The sequence below is a fragment of the Curvibacter sp. GW821-FHT09D12 genome (assembly GCF_059416245.1).
The window spans coordinates 220,911-239,177 of sequence record NZ_JBWKOU010000006.1 but is presented as its reverse complement, the minus strand read 5'-3'; the positions used below and the strand labels follow the sequence as shown (position 1 = coordinate 239,177).

Here is an 18,267-nt window from a genome sequence, read left to right as displayed (position 1 = left end):
TGTCGCTTCAGCGAAGGGCAGTTTTCGGCTCGACACCGCCCCAGGCCGAGCCTCACCCCGCAGCCCGCCGCAGCGTCTCCACCACCGGCCGGCGCAGCACCTCGCGCAGGCCCCACCAGCCGGCGGCCAGGGCCAGCACGGCGCCGGCCGCGGCGCCGCCCAGCAGCACCCAGGGCGAGGCGGTCCAGGCGAACTCGAACACAAAGTGGGCCAGGCCCCAGCCCACGCCGGCGGCCACGGCGCTGGCCAGAAAGCCGGCCAGCAGGCCCACGCCGAGCAGTTCGGCGCCCTGCACCTGGCGCAGCAGGCGGCTGCTGGCGCCCACGGCGCGCATGATGGCGAACTCGCGGGCGCGCTCTTCACGGGTGGCGGTGACGGCGGCAAACAGCACCACCAGGCCGGCGGCCAGGGTGAAGGCGAACAGGAACTCCACCGCCTGCACCACCTGGTCCAGCACGCGCTGGATCTGATTGAGCGTGCTGCTCATGTCCACACTGGTGATGTTCGGAAACTGCCGCACCAGGGCATTGTCAAAGCCGCGCTGGGCCGGGGCCCGGAAGGCCGCCAGGTAGGTGACCGGCACATCGGGCAGGCTGGCCACCGGGTAGATGACGAAGAAGTTCGCGTGCAGCGAGCCCCAGTCCACCTTGCGCAGCGAGGTGATGCGCGATTCGGTCTGCACGCCGCCAATGTCAAAGCGCAACTGGTCGCCCAGCTTCAGGCCCAGGGTCTGGGCAATGCCCTCTTCGACGCTCACCGCGCCGGCCTCGTCGGGGGTCCAACGGCCCGCCACCACCGGGTTGTGCGGGGGGCGCTCGGCGCTGTTGGACAGGTTGAACTCACGGTCGACCAGGCGCTTGGCCCGCTCGCCGGGGTAGTCCTCGGGCTTGACGGGCTGGCCGTTGATGGCCACCAGGCGGCCCCGGATCATGGGGTACCAGTCGAACTGGCGCACGCCGCCCTGGCGCAGCGCGGCCTGAAAATCGCCCGCCTGCTCGGGCAGCACATTGATCACAAAGCGGTTGGGCGCATCGGGTGGCGTGGCCTGGCGCCAGCTGCTGATCAGATCGGTGCGCAACAGCACCAGCAGCACCAGGGCCAGCAGGCCCACGGCCAAGGCACTGACCTGCACCACCGCATAGGCCGGGCGGGCCGAGACCTGGCGGGTGGCCAGCACCAGCCAGCGCGGCGCGGTGCTTTCATTGACGCTGCGGCGCAAGGCCTGCACGGCCAGCCAGCTCAGGCCGGCAAACAGCAGCACGGCGCCTGCAAAGCCCCCCACCGCGATCAGGCCCAGCAGGCGGTCGCTGCTGACGGCCATCAGCAAGGCGGCAAAGCCCGCCACGCCCAAGCCCAGCACCAGCAACGAGGCCGGCTTGAGCCCGCCCAGGTCGCGCCGGATCACGCGCAGCGGCGGCACCTGGGCCAGTTGCAGCACCGGCGGCAAGCCAAAGGCCACCAACAGGGTCAGGCCCATGCCCAGGCCCAGCAGCGCGGGCCAGGCCGTGGCAGCGGGCAGGGCCGCATCCACCAGGCCTGCCAGCAGGGCCACAAAGGCATAGTGCACCGCATAGCCCAGGGCCACGCCCAGCAGGCTGGCGGCCACACCGGCCAGCACAAACTCAAAGGCGTAGGCCAGCGCGATGGTGCGCTGGCTCTGCCCCAGCACGCGCAGCATGGCGCAATCGTCCAGGTGGCTGGCGGCAAAGCCGCGGGCGGCCAGCGCCACCGCCACGGCACTCAGCAAGGCGGCCAGCAAGGCCACCAGGTTGAGGAATTTTTCGGCCCGGTCCAGGGTCTGGCGCATCTCGGGGCGGCCGCTGTCCAGGGATTCGATGCGGGCACCCCGCAGGCCGCTGCGTTTCATCTCGGCCTCGGCCCAATCGGTGAAGGCCTTGATGGCCGGGCCCTCGCCCGCCACGGCCAGCCGGTGGTTGATGCGGCTGGCTGGCTGCACCAGGCGGGTGGCCGCCAGGTCGGATTCGCGCACCATGACCCGCGGGGCAAAGTTCATGAAGCCGGCGCCACGATCGGGCTCCAACACCAGCACGCGCGCAATGCGCAGGCGGCTGTCGCCCAGCAGCAGGGGGTCGCCCAGGTGCAGGTCCAGCGATTCGAGCACCGCCGCGTCCACCCACGCCTCGCCGGGTGCCGGCACCTCGCGCGTGGGCTCGCCGGCGCCGTCAGCCGTGGCCGAGACCAGCAACTGGCCACGCAAGGGGTAGCCGGGGCTGACCGCCTTCAGCGCCACCAGGCGGCTGGCGCCGCCCTGTTCGTCGGCCGCCCGCCCCATGGTCGGAAAGGTCTGGGTGGCCCCCACCTGCAGGCCCAGGGCCTGCGCCCGCTCGGCAAAGGCGGCCGGGGCCGGGTTGTCGCTGGCCAGCACCGCGTCGCCGCCCAGCAGTTGGCGGGCATCGCGCTGCAGCCCGCCCTTGAGCCGGTCCGAAAAAAAACCCACCGCACTGAGGGCCGCCACCGCCAGGGTCACGGCCACGATCAACAGGCGCAACTCGCCGGCGCGCAGGTCACGCCACAGGGTGCGCCACCCCAGACTGAAAAATGAAGGCTTCATGCGCGCCACCATAGCGCAAAGCTGTGTCAGCCGTGGTGGGCGGAGGGCCAAGACCGGAGGTGGCGCTCAGATCGACCCGCTGGCACGCCCTGGCCTCAGGTCGCGCCAGGCTCTTCGGCCACTGCTCAAGGCCCCAGCCGCGCCTCCAACGCCCCCAGCACCGGCACCAGGCCGGCGCCCAGGCGCATCTGCGGGTTCGACGGACCGTCGGGCTTGCCGGCCTCGACCTCTCGTTTGCCAATCACCAGGCGGGCCCGCTCAAAGGCCTGGGTGAAGGAATGGGTCTGGCGCAGTTGCTCGTCGACCACCGCCCGGCCGAAAAAGGTCAGCTCCGACAGGCGGCCACAGCCGTACGAGGTGTGCTCGGCATCCGACGCGGTGATGACCAGGCTGGTGTCGGTGGCCAAGGGCTCGATCCAGCCGCCGGCAAAGCAGGCCGACACCATGATCACGCGGTTGCGGATGCCGGCTTCGTCCAGCAGCCGGCGCAGCAGGCCGGGGTCGACCGGGGCCACCTCCAGCGGGTCATTGCTGGCCGCCAGTTGAAAGTTCTGCGCCCCGTGCGAGGTCAGGTACACCACCAGCAGATCGTGTTCGCGGTCCATGTGGGTGGCCAGCAGGCCGATGGCACGGCCCAGGTTCTCAGGCGTGGCCCAGGGCAAGGTGGTGGCGGTCTCGGGGTTGTTCAGCAGGTGCAGCACCCGACCTTCGGCATCAAAGCGCTGGCGCAACACATCAGCCATCAGCTGGCTTTCGCGGCGGAACACCGCCTCGCTGCCGTCGGGCGCAAACACCAGGCCATAGACATCGACCACGCCATCGCGCTGCGCCGCCAGGCCCTGTTCGGCGGCAGGCCACAGGGCTTGCTGGGCCTCAAACACGCCTTGGCTCAGGTGCAGGCGCGGGGGCTCGGGGGTGTCGGCGGCGGCCAGTTCTGCACTCTCGTCGGGCGCCCAGGGGCGGTCCGGGAACTGCCAGATGGCCAGGGCGAACAGGCCGGCCAGCAAGGCCGCAAACAGGCCCAGACGCCAGCGCGGGCCGGCAAAACGCGCGGTCAAGCGCACCACCGCCGCCCACAGCCACACCGTCAGGCCCAGGTACAGGCCCCAGTAGATCCATGGCAGGGCCATGGTCTGGGCCGGCAGCCATTCGCGTACCACGGCGATCGACAGGGCCTGCAGCACCAGCTGTGCCGGCAAGGCCACGCCCGAGCTGAGCGCAAACCAGGTGCCCAGCCCCCGCAGGTGCCAGGGGTCGTCATCGATCTCGGCCACGCGCTCGGGCGGCAGGGCAAACCAGGCGCCCCACAGCGACAGCAGCGTCATCCACCAGGGCACCAGCCAGGCCCGCCAGTCAAAGAGGGCGGGGCCGGGCACCTCCAGCCGGGCCAAGCCCAACAACAGCCCCGAAGCCAGCACCGTGAGCAACAGCACCTGAAAGGGCGAAGGCTGGGCATGACCCACGCCCGGCGACACGAAAAAGCCGGCCCTCAGGCCGCCCAGCATCCAGCGCCCGATGGACACCCGCTCGGGGGGATAGGGGCGCGCCTCACCCACGGCCCAGATCGGACCGGCCGCATCGGCCAGGGCCAGGGGGGCGGTGTCTTCGTCGTCGACGGCGACCGTGTCGTTCCAGTCCTCGGATTCGTAACTGTTCGTCATCCCGTCATGATGCCAGCAAGCTGAACGGTCAAACTAGGCATATGGGCGCGCAATGATCCCGCCATAGCCGGTTTGTCGTTCCAGACCGCCCTGCCCCATCGAAAGCCCTCTGACATGCGAGCCCTGTTGCCCCGCTGGCTGGCGCCCCTGCTGCGCCGCCGCTACACCAACCGCCTGTTTGGCCGCCACGCCTGGCTGGACCACAGCCTGGCCCATCCACCCGAAGCCCGGCCCGGCGCCGCCGACCCGCTGGTGCCCATGCTGATGCGGGCCGCCCAGGCCACCCCTGAGCAACTGCTGGCGCAGTTGCAGGCGCCCGCCGGCGGCTTGACCGAGGCCGAGGCGGCCGAGCGATTTCGCCGCATCGGCCCCAACGAGGTGGCCCACGACAAGCCGCCCACCGCCGCCCAGCGCCTGTGGCGGGCCTACAACAACCCCTTCAACCTGTTGCTGACCCTGTTGGCGGCCGTGTCGTGGCTGACCGATGACAGCAAGGCCACGGTGGTGATCGGCAGCATGGTGGCCTTGAGCACGGTCGTCCGTTTCGTGCAGGAGGCGCGCTCCAGCCGCGCCGCCGAGGCGCTCAAGGCCCTGGTCAGCAACACCGCCACGGTGTGGCGGGTGCCGGCCGGCAGCGCGACCCCGCAGGCTCAGGAGCGCCCCTTGCGCGAACTGGTGCCTGGCGACCACCTGCAGCTGTCGGCGGGCGACATGATCCCGGCCGACTGCCGGGTGCTGAGCGCCCGCGACCTGTTCGTGGCCCAGGCCGCCATGACCGGTGAATCGATGCCGGTCGAAAAGTTTGTCAGTGCGCACGACCCGCAGCACCCCGAGGCCGGCCCTGGCCAGGGCCCGCTGGAGCAGCACAACCTGCTGTTCATGGGCACCAACGTGGTGTCGGGTTCGGCCACGGCCGTGGTGCTGGCCACCGGCAACCAGAGCTACTTCGGCACCGTGGCCGCCCACATGAACGCGGGCGATGGCACGGTGACGGCCTTCCAGAGCGGGGTCAACAGCGTGAGCTGGCTGCTGATCCGCTTTGCGCTGGTGATGGTGCCCATCGTGCTGCTGGTCAATGGCTTCACCAAGGGGCATTGGGGTGAGGCGTTTCTGTTTGCCATGTCGGTGGCGGTGGGCCTGACGCCCGAGATGCTGCCCATGATCGTCACCACCACCCTGGCCAAGGGCGCGGTGATGCTGTCGCGCCAGCAGGTGATCGTGAAACGCCTGGACGCGATCCAGAACTTCGGGGCCATGAACGTGCTGTGCACCGACAAGACCGGCACACTGACGCAGGACCGCATCGTGCTGGAGCGCCACACCGATGTGTTCGGCCAGCGCAGCGACGAGGTGCTGAAGTTCGCCTACCTCAACAGCCACTACCAGACCGGCCTGAAGAACCTGCTGGATCGGGCCGTGCTGGAGCATGTGGAGATGGCCACCGAACTGCGCCTGGCACAGGACTACCGCAAGGTGGACGAGATCCCCTTCGACTTTGTGCGCCGGCGCATGTCGGTGGTGGTGGCCGAGCAGGACCACCACCACGAGCTGATCTGCAAGGGCGCACTGGAGGAGATGCTGGCGATCTGCAGCCGGGTCCGCACCCAGGACGCCCAATGCCCCGAGGGCCCCTGCGAACAAGCCCTGGACGGCGAATTGCTGGCCCGGGTACGTGAGGTGGCCGCCCAGCTCAACCGCGAGGGCCTGCGCGTGGTGGCCGTGGCCATGAAAGAGCTGCCACTGGATCAGACGGTGTTCGGCGTGGCCGACGAGAGCGGGCTCACCCTGATCGGCTACGTGGCCTTTCTCGACCCACCCAAGGAGTCCACCGCCCCCGCCCTGCAGGCCCTGGCCGCCAGCGGTGTGGCCGTCAAGGTGCTGACCGGCGACAACGAACTGGTGACGGCCCGCGTCTGCACCCAAGTGGGCCTGCCGGTGCAGCCGGTGGTGCTGGGCCCGGCATTGGACGCGCTGGACGATGCGGCCCTGGCCCGCTGCGTGGAGCAGCACCAGCTGTTTGCCAAGCTGACGCCGCTGCACAAGGAGCGCATCGTGCGGGCGCTGCGCCGCAACGGCCATGTGGTGGGCTTCATGGGCGATGGCATCAACGACGCCCCCGCGCTGCGCGCGGCCGACATCGGCATCTCGGTGGACAGCGCGGTCGACATCGCCAAGGAGGCGGCCGACATCATCCTGCTGGAAAAAAGCCTGATGGTGCTGCAAGAGGGCGTGCTGGAGGGGCGGCGCACTTTCAGCAACCTGCTCAAATACCTGCGCATGACAGCCAGCTCGAACTTCGGCAACGTGTTCTCGGTGCTGGTGGCCAGCGCCTTTTTGCCTTTTTTGCCCATGCTGCCGCTGCAGTTGCTGGTGCAGAACCTGCTGTACGACTTCTCGCAGACCGCCATCCCCTTTGACCGGGTCGACGAGGCCCTGGTGCAGCAGCCGCTGCGCTGGAACCCCGAGGGCATCGGCCGCTTCATGGTGTATTTCGGGCCGCTGAGTTCGGTCTTCGACATCGCCACCTTTGCCCTCATGTGGTGGGTCTTCGGCGCCAACAGCGAGGCACGGCAGACCCTGTTCCAGTCGGGCTGGTTCGTGGTGGGACTGCTCACGCAGACGCTGATCGTGCACCTGCTGCGCAGCCCCAGGCTGCCCTTTGTGCAAAGCCGCCCTGCCCCGCTGCTGCTGGGCATGACCGCGGGGGTGGCCGCGCTGGGCATCTTCCTGGTGCAAGGCCCGCTGGCCGGGTATTTCAGGCTGCAGGCCCTGCCCCCGGCCTACTTTGGCTGGCTGCTGCTGATTCTGCTGGGCTATGGCCTGCTGACCACGGGGGTCAAGCGCTGGTATGCCGGGCGCTTTGGCTGGCAATGAGCACTGCAACAGCAAAAAGACGCAGAATCAACAATCTGTGACATTCACCGCGGGCCGAGCCGATGCGCCGGCCCCACTTTCAGGAGTTCCCACCCGATGAGCAAGCCGGCCGCCAACCCCTTCAAGCAAGCCCTGCGCGAAAAGCGCGCCCAGATCGGCCTGTGGCTGTCGGCCGCCTCGCCCTACCTCAGCGAGGTCAGCGCCACCGCCGGCTTCGACTGGCTGTTGATCGACGGCGAGCACGCCCCCAACACCTTGCAAACCACCTTGCAGCAGTTGCAGGTGGTGGCACCGTACCGCTCACAACCGGTGGTGCGCGCCGTTGAAGGCCAAGTGGCGCTGGTCAAGCAGTTGCTCGACATCGGCGCCCAGAACCTGCTGATCCCCATGGTTGACACGGCCGAGCAGGCCGAGTTGATGGTGCGCGCCGTGCAATACCCGCCCAAGGGCATCCGCGGGGTGGGCAGCGCCATTGCCCGCGCCTCGCGCTGGAGCCTGCGCGCCGACTACCTCGATGTGGCCGACGACGAGATCTGCCTGCTGGTGCAGGCCGAGAGCGTGACCGCCCTGACGAACCTGAGCGCAATCGCCGCCGTCGAGGGCGTGGACGGCGTGTTCATCGGCCCGGCCGACCTGGCCGCCTCGATGGGCCACCGCGGCAAGCCCGGCCACCCCGAGGTGCAGGCGGCCATCGAAGGCGCCATCCGGGCCATCGTCGGCGCCGGCAAGGCGGCCGGCATCCTGACCTCCGACACGCAACTGGCGCGCCACTACCTGTCCCTGGGCGCCACCTTTGTGGCCGTGGGCGTGGATGTGTCGCTGTATGCGCAGGCGGCACGCCGCCTGGCGGCCGATTTTCTGGGCGCCCAGGCCCCCGCCGCGGCGCCGCGCGCCGGCGCGGTCTATTGACGGCTTGGCCTGGCGGGGGGCTCGATGGCCCAGGTGTTGCGGTGCCACACATCGGCGCGCGAACCTGGCGCTGCGGCCGGTGAGCCATTTGCCCGTCGGCCGCTTGACCGCCGCCTCGGTCTGGCGCACAGGCTGATCCGGGTCCGGGCCCACATGCACCAAGCGGACCTGGCCATCCTGGCCGATCACGCAGGAGATGCGGTCGGCGCAAAAAGGCCATTGAGGCGAATCGGCCAAGGCCCGGCAGGCGTCCGTGGCCAGGGCCGCGGCGGCCGATCGCGTGGGCTGTCGGATGAAGCGCGCTCTAGGGCCCGCGCCATTGGGCATGCCGCACGCCAAGCTGGAGCTGCTGGATGCGGCGGTGGATGGTGGAGCGGCTGACGCCGAGTTGGCGGGCCGCCTCGGAGACATTGCCCTGGCATTGCGCCAGCAACTGCGCCAGCGCCTGGGCATCGGGTGCGCCGGGCGCGCCGGTGGGGTGGGCCAAGGCGGTGCCGTGTGGGGCGACGCTCAGCGGATCGGGCAGGTGCTCGGGCTCGATGCTGCCGTCGCCATCCTGCCCGCACAGGGCTGCGGCGTAGCGCAGCGCGTTGTGCAACTCGCGCAGGTTGCCGGGCCAGGCGTGCGCGGCCAGCAGGGCGCGCGCGGCGTCGCCCAGGTGCAGATGGCTGCCGAACGTGGCCAGCATCTGGTCGGCCAGGGCCTGCAGGTCGCTGCGCTGGCGCAGCGCAGGCAGGTGCAGCTCGGCGGCGTTGAGGCGGTAGAGCAGGTCTTCGCGGAAGCTGCCGCACCGCACCAGCTCGGCCAGCGGCCGGTGCGAGGCCGAGATGAAGCGCACGGACACCGCCCGGGGCGCACGAGCCCCCAACGGGGTGATCTCGGATTCGGACAAGACCCGCAGCAGCTTGGCCTGCAGGGCCAGCGGCATGTCGCCGATCTCGTCGAGGAACAGCGTGCCTTCGTGTGCCGCGGCGATCAACCCTTCGCGGCCCTTGCTGGCGCCGCCGGTCCAAGTGCCGGGCAAGTAGCCGAACAGCTCGCTTTCCAGCAGGGCCTCGGGAATGGCTGCGCAGTTGATGGCGACAAAGGCGCCGCTGCGACCGCTGCAGGCATGCAGGGCACGGGCCAGGTATTCCTTGCCTGCGCCGGTCTCCCCCTGCACCAGGATCGGCAGCGCTTGCGGCGCAAGCCGGGCGGCCTTGCGCAGCAGCGCTTGCAGTGCGGCATCGCCCTTTTCCAGCGCCTGCAGCGCGGCAGGCAGGGGGGGCTGCGGCGGCGTTGCCTGCGCGGGCGGGCGGCGTGTCCGGCGCTGCGGCTCCATGGCGTGGGCGAAGAGGATGCTGCCATCGCGGGCGCGGATGAGGCGCTCCTGCGCCGGGCGATGGCGGCGCAGCTCGGGCAGGTCGCGCAGGTCCAGGTCGAAGAAACGCTCCAGCGGCTGGCCGATGAGGCTCTGGCGCTGGCGCCAGTCCAGTTGCGCGACGGCGGCCAGCAGGCGGGCGCCCGCGTGGGTCATGGCGCGGATGCGGCCACGTGCGTCGACGCTGATGGAGGCGTCGGGATCGACGTCGAGGAAATCGGGCGACTGGGCCAGGCGCACCACCCAGTCCTGGCCGGACTGCGCCATCAGATTGGCCTGCTCCACGCGCCGCGCAGCGGCCACGACGAGGTTGAGCGCCAGGTTCTGGCTGGCCCGCTCGACGGGCGAGCGCAGCAGCGACAGGTCCAGCACCGCCGCGAGTTCGCCGCGCAGGTCGTAGATCGGCGCGGCCGTGCAGGACAGGCTGGTGTGGGTGAAGTCGAAATGGTCGCTCTGGTGCACGGTCAACGCTTCGCCCGTTTCCAGGCAGGCCCCCACGGCCGAGGTGCCGGAGTGGTCCTCGCGCCATTGCGCGCCCAGGTACAGGCCTGCACGGCGCAGGTCGCCGGTATCGGCCTCATGCCCCATGAAGTCCACCGCCACACCATGCCGGTCCGCCAGCAGCAGCACGTAGTCCAGGCCCTTGAGCTGCTGGTACAGCCGCTCAAGGCCCTGGCGGGCGATGTGGATCAGCGGTTCGGATTCCTCGCGGTGCGTGCGCAACTGGCCTTCGGTGACGACATGGGCTTCGCTGGTACGGGCCGGATCGAGCCGGTGCGAATCGATGCAACGGCGCCAGCTGCGCAGCACCGCGCGGTCGCGCTCTTGCCCACGGTTGGAGTAGCCCAGGCCGAAGGCTTCGATTTCCTGGACGTGCGAGGCGTAGGACTGCAGGGTCATGGGAGGGATTCGATGCGGTCTGTGAACGTGCCGCAGACGATTCTGTGCCCCGTGCCTGCTCGCGCCAATGGAGGTTTACCCACTGCCGCTGCTGCACTGCAGCAGGCCTGGTGCGACAGGTGTCGCAAGGCTGCGCCAGCTGTCGCGCGCGGCAGGGGTGAAAAGCGGGGCCCTGGGCCCAGGGTTTGTGCCGGGGACCTGCACGCAAGTCATTGATTTTCCTGGCATGGCCTGCCTGTCCGGCGGGCCCCTCCTGCCTGGCATGGCGATTGCCTTGGAACGCCTGCCCGAAGAAAAGCCAACGGGCATGACAACCACCCTCCAGGAGACAACCATGACCCATGACACGGCCCGCGACCACGCGCAGGCGCTGCTCGACTCACTCAACCAGGCCTTGGCAGACCGCGATGCCGCGGGCGCCAGCCGCCTGTTCGCCGACGAATGCTACTGGCGCGACCTGGTACTGCTGACCTGGAACCTCAAAACCCTGGAAGGGCGCCACCAGATCGCCGACATGCTGGCCGCCCAGCTCGACGCCGTGGCGCCCGTGCGCTTTTCGCTGGACGAGCGCGAGGCGGTGGAAGAAGCCGACGGCCTGGTGTCCGCCTGGATCGTGGTCGACACGCGCCATGCGCGCGGCAGCGGCCATGTGCGCATCAAGGACGGGCGCATCTGGACGCTGCTGACGGCCGCCCAGGAACTCAAGGGGCATGAAGAGCCCCTGGGCACGCGCCGCCCCATGGGGGCCGAGCACGGCATCCGGCGCGGCCGCCAGACCTGGCTGGAGCGCCGCCAGCAGGAGGCCCAGGAACTGGGCCGCGACACCCAGCCTTTCGTGCTCGTCATCGGTGGCGGCCAGGGCGGCATTGCGCTGGGTGCGCGGCTGCGCCAGTTGGGGGTCTCGCACATCGTCATCGACCGCCAGGCGCGCCCTGGCGACCAGTGGCGCAACCGCTACAAGTCGCTGTGCCTGCACGACCCGGTCTGGTACGACCACCTGCCCTACATGCCTTTCCCCGACAACTGGCCCGTGTTCGCCCCCAAGGACAAGATTGGCGACTGGCTGGAGATGTACACCAAGGTGATGGAGGTGAATTACTGGCCCTCCACCAACTGCCTCAACGCCCGCTTCGATGAGGCCAGCCAGGCGTGGGAAGTCAGCGTGGAGCGTGATGGCGAAACGCTGGTGCTGCGCCCCCAGCATGTGGTGTTCGCCACCGGCATGTCGGGCAAGGCGAACGTGCCCAAGATCAAGGGCCAGGAGGTCTTCCAGGGCGAGCAGCAGCACTCGTCGCAGCACCCGGGCCCCGACGCCTACGCGGGCAAGAAGGTGGTGGTGATCGGCGCCAACAACTCTGCGCACGACATCTGCGCGGCCCTGTGGGAGCATGGCGCCGACGTGACCATGGTGCAGCGCTCGTCCACCCACATCGTGCGTTCCGATTCGCTGATGGACATCGGCCTGGGCGACCTGTATTCGGAGCGCGCCGTGGCCAGCGGCGTGACGACCAAGAAGGCGGACCTGGTCTTCGCCTCGCTGCCCTACCGCATCATGGCCGACTTCCAGGTGCCGCTGTACGACCGCATCCGCGAGCGCGACGCGGAGTTCTACCGCCAGTTGGAGGCGACCGGCTTCATGCTGGACTTCGGCGATGACGGCTCGGGCCTTTTCATGAAGTACCTGCGCCGCGCCTCGGGCTACTACATCGATGTGGGCGCCTGCGATCTGGTGATCGACGGCAGCATCAAGCTGCAGGCGGGCAAGCAGATCAGCCACCTGTCGGAAAACGCGGTGGTGCTGGACGACGGCACCGAGCTGCCGGCCGACCTGGTGGTCTACGCGACCGGCTACGGCTCGATGAACGGCTGGGTGGCCGACCTGATCAGCCAGGAAGTGGCCGACAAGGTGGGCAAGGTCTGGGGCCTGGGCTCGGACACCACCAAGGACCCAGGCCCCTGGGAGGGCGAGCAGCGCAATATGTGGAAGCCCACGCAGCAGCAGGCGCTGTGGTTCCACGGCGGCAATCTGCACCAGTCGCGCCATTACTCGCAGTACCTGGCGCTACAGCTCAAGGCGCGCCAGGAAGGGTTGCCCGTGCAGGTCTACGGCCTGCAGCAGGTGCACCACCTGCGGTAAGCACCGGTTCACGATCTCCCGTGGGGCGGCCCTGCCGCCCCACGACCCAGCCCTACAGACCAGAAAGTTGAATCATGAAAGCAGCACGTTTCTACGCCCGTGGCGACATCCGCATCGAAGACATCCCCGAACCCGTGGTGGAGCCCGGCACCGTGGGCATCGCCGTGGCCTGGTGCGGCATCTGCGGCACCGACCTGCATGAGTTCATGGAGGGGCCGATCTTCATCCCGCCCTGCGGCCATCCGCACCCCATCTCGGGGGAGTCTGCGCCCATCACCATGGGGCATGAGTTCTCAGGCGTGGTCTACGCCGTGGGCGCGGGGGTGAACGACATCGAGGTCGGCCAGCACGTGGTGGTGGAGCCCTACATCGTGGCCGACGACGTGCCCACGGGGCCGGGCGACCCCTACCACCTGTCCAAGGACATGAACTTCATCGGCCTGGGCGGGCGCGGCGGCGGGCTGTCCGAGCGGATTGCCGTGAAGCGCCGCTGGGTGCATCCGATCTCCAAGGCCATTCCACTGGATCAGGCCGCGCTGATCGAGCCGCTGTCCGTGGGCCACCATGCCTACACCCGCAGCGGCGCCAAGGCGGGCGACGTGGCGCTGGTGGGCGGGGCCGGCCCCATCGGTCTGCTGCTGTCCGCCGTCCTGAAGGCCAAGGGCCTGACCGTCTTCATCACCGAACTGAGCGCCAAACGCAAGGAAAAGGCACGGGAGTCGGGCGTGGCCGACCACATCCTCGACCCCTCCGAAGTGGATGTGGTGGCCGAGGTGATGCGGCTCACCGGCGGCAAGGGCGTGGACGTGGCGTTCGAATGCTCCAGCGTCAACCAGGTGCTCGACACGCTGGTGGCCGTGACGAAGGCCACGGGCGTGGTGGTGATCGTGTCCATCTGGAGCCACCCGGCCACGGTCAACGTGCACAGCGTGGTCATGAAGGAGCTGGACGTGCGCGGCACCATCGCCTACTGCAACGACCACCAGGCCACCATCCAACTGGTCGAGCAGGGCAAGATCAAGCTCGCGCCCTTCATCACCCAGCGCATCCAGCTGGAGGACCTGGTGACCCAGGGTTTCGACACGCTGATCCACAACAACGAGTCGGCGGTGAAGATCATCGTGCAGCCGCGGTTCCAGCCGGCGGGGTAGCCCGTCGGCCGCCGGAGCGCGGCCGATTTTCTGGAGGCCCCGACGCCTCGGGCGTGGCCTCTCTGCCCCGCAGCGGCGCCGTCTACTGAGGCCGGCGCCGGTGCGCCAGCGCGCCCGGGAAATGCATCTCGGCATAAGGCACCAGGCGCGAACCATGCACCAGGCGCCAGCCCCACCACATGGCCCCGAACACCGGAATGCCCAGGTAGGTGGCGATCAGATCGCCCCAGGGCACGGGCCCGCTGCCGCGCAAGGCGTCAAAGCTTTGCCCCAGCACCACCAGCAGACACATGCCAAAGGCAAAGAAGGGCCCCCACGGAAAAAACGGTGACTGATAGGGCAGCAGGCCGGCGATGTCGATGCCCTGCACCATCAGGCCGCGCCGGAAGCGGTAGTGGCTGACGGCGATGCCCAGCCAGGCGATGAAGCCCGTCATGCCCGACAGGTTCAGCAGCCACAGGTACACCGTCTGCCCCTCGCCCAGCGAACTCAGAAAGCACAGGGCCCCCATGGCCGTGGTGGCCAGCAGGGCCGGCACCGGCACGCCCTGGCGGCTCAGGCGACTGAAGACGGCCGGGGCCCGGCCCTCGACGGCCAGGTTGTAGAGCATTCGGGTGGAGGCGTACAGGCCGGAGTTACCGGCCGACAGCACCGCCGTCAGGATCACCGCGTTCATCACCCCGGCGGCCAGGGCCAGACCAGCGCGCTCGAACACCAGGGTGAAGGGGCTCACGCCCACCTCGCGCAGGTCGGTCTTGATGAGGTTGGGGTCGGTGTAGGGCAGCAACACACCGATCACACCCACCGCCAGCACATAGAACAACAGGATGCGCCAGAACACCTGCCGCACTGCGCGCGGGATGTTGCGTGCCGGGTCGACCGATTCACCGGCGGCCACCCCCACCAGCTCGGTGCCCTGGAACGAGAAGCCCGCAATCATCACCACGCCCAGCAGCGCCGGCATGCCCCCCACGAACGGGGCCTCGCCGTGGGTGAGGTGGCTCAGCCCCGGACTGGGCTGGCCGCGGAACACGCCCAGGATCATCAACAGGCCCAGCACCACAAAGCACAGCACGGTCAACACCTTGATCAGCGCGAACCAGAACTCGGCCTCGCCAAACCCTCGCACCGAGATCACGTTGAATGCGAACACCACCAGCAGGAACAAGGCGCTCCACCACACCCCCGGCACGGTCGGGAACCAATACTGCATGACCAGCTGCGCCGCCACCAGTTCGACCGCCACCGTGACCGCCCAGTTGTACCAGTAGTTCCAGCCCAGGGCGAAGCCGAAGCCGGGATCGACGTACAGCGATCCGTAGGTGGAAAACGAGCCCGCCACCGGCATGTAGGCCGCCAGCTCGGCCAGGCTGCTCATGAGGAAATACACCATGGCCCCGATCAGCACGTAGGCCAGCAGGGCCCCACCGGGGCCGGCCCGCGACACCATGGCACCCGAGGCCACGAACAGGCCGGTGCCGATGGAGCCGCCGATGGCGATCATGCTGAGGTGGCGCGCCTGCAGCGAGCGTTTCAGGCCCGGGGCCGAGGCATCGGCACGGACAGGAACAAAACTGGACGGTGGGTTCATGGCGGTGGGCAGGCTCGCGCCCCGGCTCGCCCGGCGGGCAAGGCGCCAGACCGGGGCGGGGGTCGCTGATTAAAAACGCCACCACCTTGTCAAGCGCGGCCCCTTGTGGGGTCAACCCACTCAGCGGTTAAATCACAGTACCGAGCGGTGTTAGCGTGGCTAACACGACCGGTCCACGAATCGAGAACGGATGACGGCTGCGGCCAACTTGAGCAAGGCTTGATGGATATCGAGCCGCCTCTCAAATCGGATCCGCAGCTTTCCGAACCCTGCAAACCATGCGTGGGTGCACTCGACAACCCAGCGGTGTTTCCCCAGCCTTTGACTGCTTTCAACGCCTCGGCGGACAATCCTGCACAAGATGCCTTTAGCCTTCAAATAGGACCGGCAACGGCGGTAGTCATAGCCCTTTCCGCATGCAGTATTCTGGGGCGTTTGCGTGGGCGACCCGACAGTCCTCTCAGTGCTGGTATGGCGTCAATGCATGGCGCAAACAACATGGAATCATGCCGGTTGGCCCCGCTGACCAACACCACCAAAGGAATGCCCCGAGCGTCTACGCCGATATGCCGTTTGGAGCCCAGTTTGCCCCGGTCGGTTGGGTTGGGCCCTGTTTGTTGGCCCCCGGGGGCTTGGGACTGTCGAGCCGTCAATGCTGGCTCGTTCCCAATCGATCTAGTCCTGCTCACGCAGGCGAAACAGCATCGCGTGGTGCAACTGCTCCCACACCCCGACGGTCTGCCAATCACGCAATCGACGCCAGCATGTCATGCCACTGCCGAAGCCCATGGATTGAGGCAAGTCATCCCACGGCATGCCTGTTTGAAGCACAAACGAGATTCCATTGAGGCCTTCCTCATCGCCGACAGTGCGCTGGCGAGGGCCTCCCTTGGTGGATGGAACAAAGGCGGGGATCCAGGGCTGTAGCTGCTGCCACAGTTCGTTGCTTACGGGACGTCGGGCCATGGGGGCAAAGAGCATAACTGCTCCGCAGGCCTTCAGAAATGAGTCATATAAGCCACTCTTAGCCGTCTTGCCAGCACGTCGCGCAGGTACTCGCAGGGGTCAAGCCCGTTGAGTTGGGCGATCTGAATCGGCTCGTGATAGCCGTCACTCGTTGGCCCGCCATTGGGGGCCTGCAAGCACAAGCAGACAGTTCTTTCGACCCGTTGTCCAAGGGCGGATCTGCTGTTCGTCGTCGTGGTTGTCAATGGGCAAAGCCGGTTGAGCCAAGAAGCGCGTGAGGCTGTAATCGATGGCCTTGCCGGGGCACATCCAAGCTAAATGTTGCCGGGCTTTCTGGTCAGATGCAGAAATTGGTCACTGTACAAAGCGCCAACGGCTGAACGGTTGGCAGCGTAATGCATGTGCCGCCAAGATTGACACCGCCAGTCACGCTGACAATTTTCAAGGGCACGCTGGCGTTGTTCACAACATTGCCCGAATTTTGGCACGTGAGGTTGACCGTTCCGCCACCCGACAGCGACATGGACAAGTCGGTCGGAGGCAGCGCGAGCGCTTGATTTCCAAAGTGCCCCCCAAGGAAGGTCAATGTACCCACCGCCACAGTCAAAAATACAGCAGCCAAAGGTTGGCCGTTAAGTCGTTGCCGGAGAAATCGATAGGCCACAAGCGCAACCATTGCAGCCAATGCGAGCAATGTCCACTCGGACATTGTTGGAACACTCGATGTCCCTGCCGGCGCATAAGTGATGACAATGCCAACACCAGCAAAAGCCAGTTGTGTGAAGGTGCCTACCGCAACAAGGCCCGCACCTCGTACCCATTTTTTCATCATCATTTGCCTGCTCAGAGAGCTTTATTGCTCAATGTCAAATAATGTAACACTCGGCAGGACTCCGACGAAGGGAACCTCTCCAGGCACGAAAGTCCTTGGCAGGCTGCGCCGGACAGGTCACTTCAACGAACTGGCGGAAAGACTGCACGAAAGGGCTGTGTCAATAACCGGTCCAGTCTTGAATCGCTATCGGCACGGAGGTACTCCAGCCCGTACTCCAATTCGTGCGCCTTGTCTCCCGATAGGTGCTGGCCTGTGCCAAAAATCCAATCAAAACAAGTGAGAACTGCACCATAGTTGCTGTTGGTGAAATGCGGGTCCGACGCATGATGCAGACGATGAAAGTCCGGCGTGACAAGCACAGGCGAGAGGATGCGGTTCAGCCGCTCGGGTAACGCAATATTGCTGTGACTGAAAGCAGCCATCACGATATGGAACAGGCTGTAGGCGATCACAACCCCGACATCAGGCCCCATCACAATTAGCACCAAGAGTGTCGCGGTGCTACCCACCAACACCTCAAGAGGATGATGACGATGTGCGGTTGTCACATCGACTGCCGTGTCGCAATGGTGAACGGAATGCACCCGCCAAAGTGCAGGCACCGCATGGAATATCCGATGGACCCAATAGGTGGTCAACTCTGTGGCCAAAAGGATGAGCACAGAGGCCCACGCGATGCCCGGCGCCCATATCGGAAGCAAACCCTTCCATTCACTCCCCAAGAGCTCCAAGCAGCCCAGATAGAGCCAGGGTGTCAAAACAAGCACCATGCCATGGTTCAGTGCCGTCAACAGCAAATTGACCGTCGTGTGGCCCACGGAGCTTTGGGAAACCAAACGAAATGGACGCCAGTTTTCCCAGATCATCATCACGACAATCGAAAAGATCAGCGTTGGTTCGATGCTGGATCGCCCCAGGGCGGCAAACATGTGTTCAAGCATTCCTGCACTTTAACGGTACGCAAAGGGCCAAGTCAGCTAGCCAGAGCCCCCACCATCGCACATTCATGTCCACGCCAATCAGCGCGGACATGGGGCTGCTTCAATTTCTCTCTTCGTGAGCAGGCGGCAAGGCCTCGCTGAGGCGCGCACGGTGGGCCATGACGGCCTCGCGCATGAAGGGGCGCAAGGACTGGCCGGCCTCGGCATCGAGTTGCTGCAGGAATTCCGCCCGCATGCGCGGCTCCCAGAACTTGCGGATGTGGTCGGCGGCGCCCGCCAGGGCTTCGGCACGGTCGGGCATGGACTCGAAGAACTGGCCGATGCGATTGGCCATCACGATCAGGTTCTGGGTGTGCGGATTGCTGCTCAT

General features: G+C 67.3%; 12 protein-coding genes and 1 pseudogene. 4 read left to right on the top strand and 9 right to left on the bottom strand.

Annotation, left to right across the window (positions count from 1 at the left end):
- Positions 1 to 52: 52 nt before the first annotated feature.
- The gene (locus AC07PT_RS12350; protein WP_494656810.1) at positions 53 to 2,572 is read right to left on the bottom strand and encodes an ABC transporter permease; all 2,520 of its coding nucleotides are present in this window, start codon (positions 2,570 to 2,572) and stop codon (positions 53 to 55) included.
- A gap of 125 nt (positions 2,573 to 2,697) precedes the next feature.
- Positions 2,698 to 4,233, bottom strand: a complete 1,536-nt coding sequence (locus tag AC07PT_RS12345; protein ID WP_494656809.1) for a C13 family peptidase — start codon at positions 4,231 to 4,233, stop codon at positions 2,698 to 2,700.
- Positions 4,234 to 4,347: 114 nt separating this feature from the next.
- Here AC07PT_RS12345 and mgtA point away from each other — a divergent pair, with 114 nt between their 5' ends.
- Complete coding sequence (gene mgtA, locus AC07PT_RS12340; protein ID WP_494656808.1) at positions 4,348 to 7,107, top strand: magnesium-translocating P-type ATPase; 2,760 nt, start codon at positions 4,348 to 4,350, stop codon at positions 7,105 to 7,107.
- A gap of 96 nt (positions 7,108 to 7,203) precedes the next feature.
- Positions 7,204 to 8,016, top strand: a complete 813-nt coding sequence (gene hpaI / locus AC07PT_RS12335; protein WP_494656807.1) for a 4-hydroxy-2-oxoheptanedioate aldolase — start codon at positions 7,204 to 7,206, stop codon at positions 8,014 to 8,016.
- Positions 8,017 to 8,320: 304 nt separating this feature from the next.
- Here hpaI and AC07PT_RS12330 read toward each other — a convergent pair whose 3' ends face one another.
- Positions 8,321 to 10,276: a sigma-54-dependent Fis family transcriptional regulator gene (locus AC07PT_RS12330; protein ID WP_494656806.1), complete on the bottom strand. Its 1,956-nt coding sequence runs from the start codon at positions 10,274 to 10,276 to the stop codon at positions 8,321 to 8,323.
- A gap of 334 nt (positions 10,277 to 10,610) precedes the next feature.
- Here AC07PT_RS12330 and AC07PT_RS12325 point away from each other — a divergent pair, with 334 nt between their 5' ends.
- Together AC07PT_RS12325 and AC07PT_RS12320 are read left to right on the top strand one after the other, a co-directional pair.
- The gene (locus AC07PT_RS12325; RefSeq protein ID WP_494656805.1) at positions 10,611 to 12,413 is read left to right on the top strand and encodes an NAD(P)/FAD-dependent oxidoreductase; all 1,803 of its coding nucleotides are present in this window, start codon (positions 10,611 to 10,613) and stop codon (positions 12,411 to 12,413) included.
- Positions 12,414 to 12,487: 74 nt separating this feature from the next.
- On the top strand, positions 12,488 to 13,564 hold the full coding sequence (locus tag AC07PT_RS12320; RefSeq protein WP_494656804.1) for a 2,3-butanediol dehydrogenase: 1,077 nt from the start codon (positions 12,488 to 12,490) through the stop codon (positions 13,562 to 13,564).
- 82 nt (positions 13,565 to 13,646) lie between these two features.
- On the opposite strand, the gene AC07PT_RS12315 is transcribed toward AC07PT_RS12320, so the two are convergent.
- From AC07PT_RS12315 to AC07PT_RS12290, 6 genes and pseudogenes are all read right to left on the bottom strand, one after another.
- The gene (locus AC07PT_RS12315; RefSeq protein ID WP_494656803.1) at positions 13,647 to 15,155 is read right to left on the bottom strand and encodes an amino acid permease; all 1,509 of its coding nucleotides are present in this window, start codon (positions 15,153 to 15,155) and stop codon (positions 13,647 to 13,649) included.
- Positions 15,156 to 15,314: 159 nt separating this feature from the next.
- Positions 15,315 to 16,121: pseudogene (locus tag AC07PT_RS12310) on the bottom strand (IS5 family transposase).
- 144 nt (positions 16,122 to 16,265) lie between these two features.
- Positions 16,266 to 16,430 (bottom strand): IS66 family transposase, encoded by a 165-nt coding sequence (locus tag AC07PT_RS12305; RefSeq protein WP_494656802.1) that lies wholly within the window; start codon positions 16,428 to 16,430, stop codon positions 16,266 to 16,268.
- A 28-nt stretch (positions 16,431 to 16,458) separates the two neighbouring features.
- A complete protein-coding gene (locus AC07PT_RS12300) occupies positions 16,459 to 16,956 on the bottom strand; it encodes a midcut-by-XrtH protein (RefSeq protein ID WP_494656801.1) in 498 nt (165 codons plus the stop codon).
- Positions 16,957 to 17,075: 119 nt separating this feature from the next.
- The gene (locus AC07PT_RS12295) at positions 17,076 to 17,885 is read right to left on the bottom strand and encodes a sterol desaturase family protein (RefSeq protein ID WP_494656800.1); all 810 of its coding nucleotides are present in this window, start codon (positions 17,883 to 17,885) and stop codon (positions 17,076 to 17,078) included.
- Between the two features lie 112 nt (positions 17,886 to 17,997).
- Positions 17,998 to 18,267: a formate dehydrogenase subunit delta gene (locus tag AC07PT_RS12290; protein ID WP_494656799.1), complete on the bottom strand. Its 270-nt coding sequence runs from the start codon at positions 18,265 to 18,267 to the stop codon at positions 17,998 to 18,000.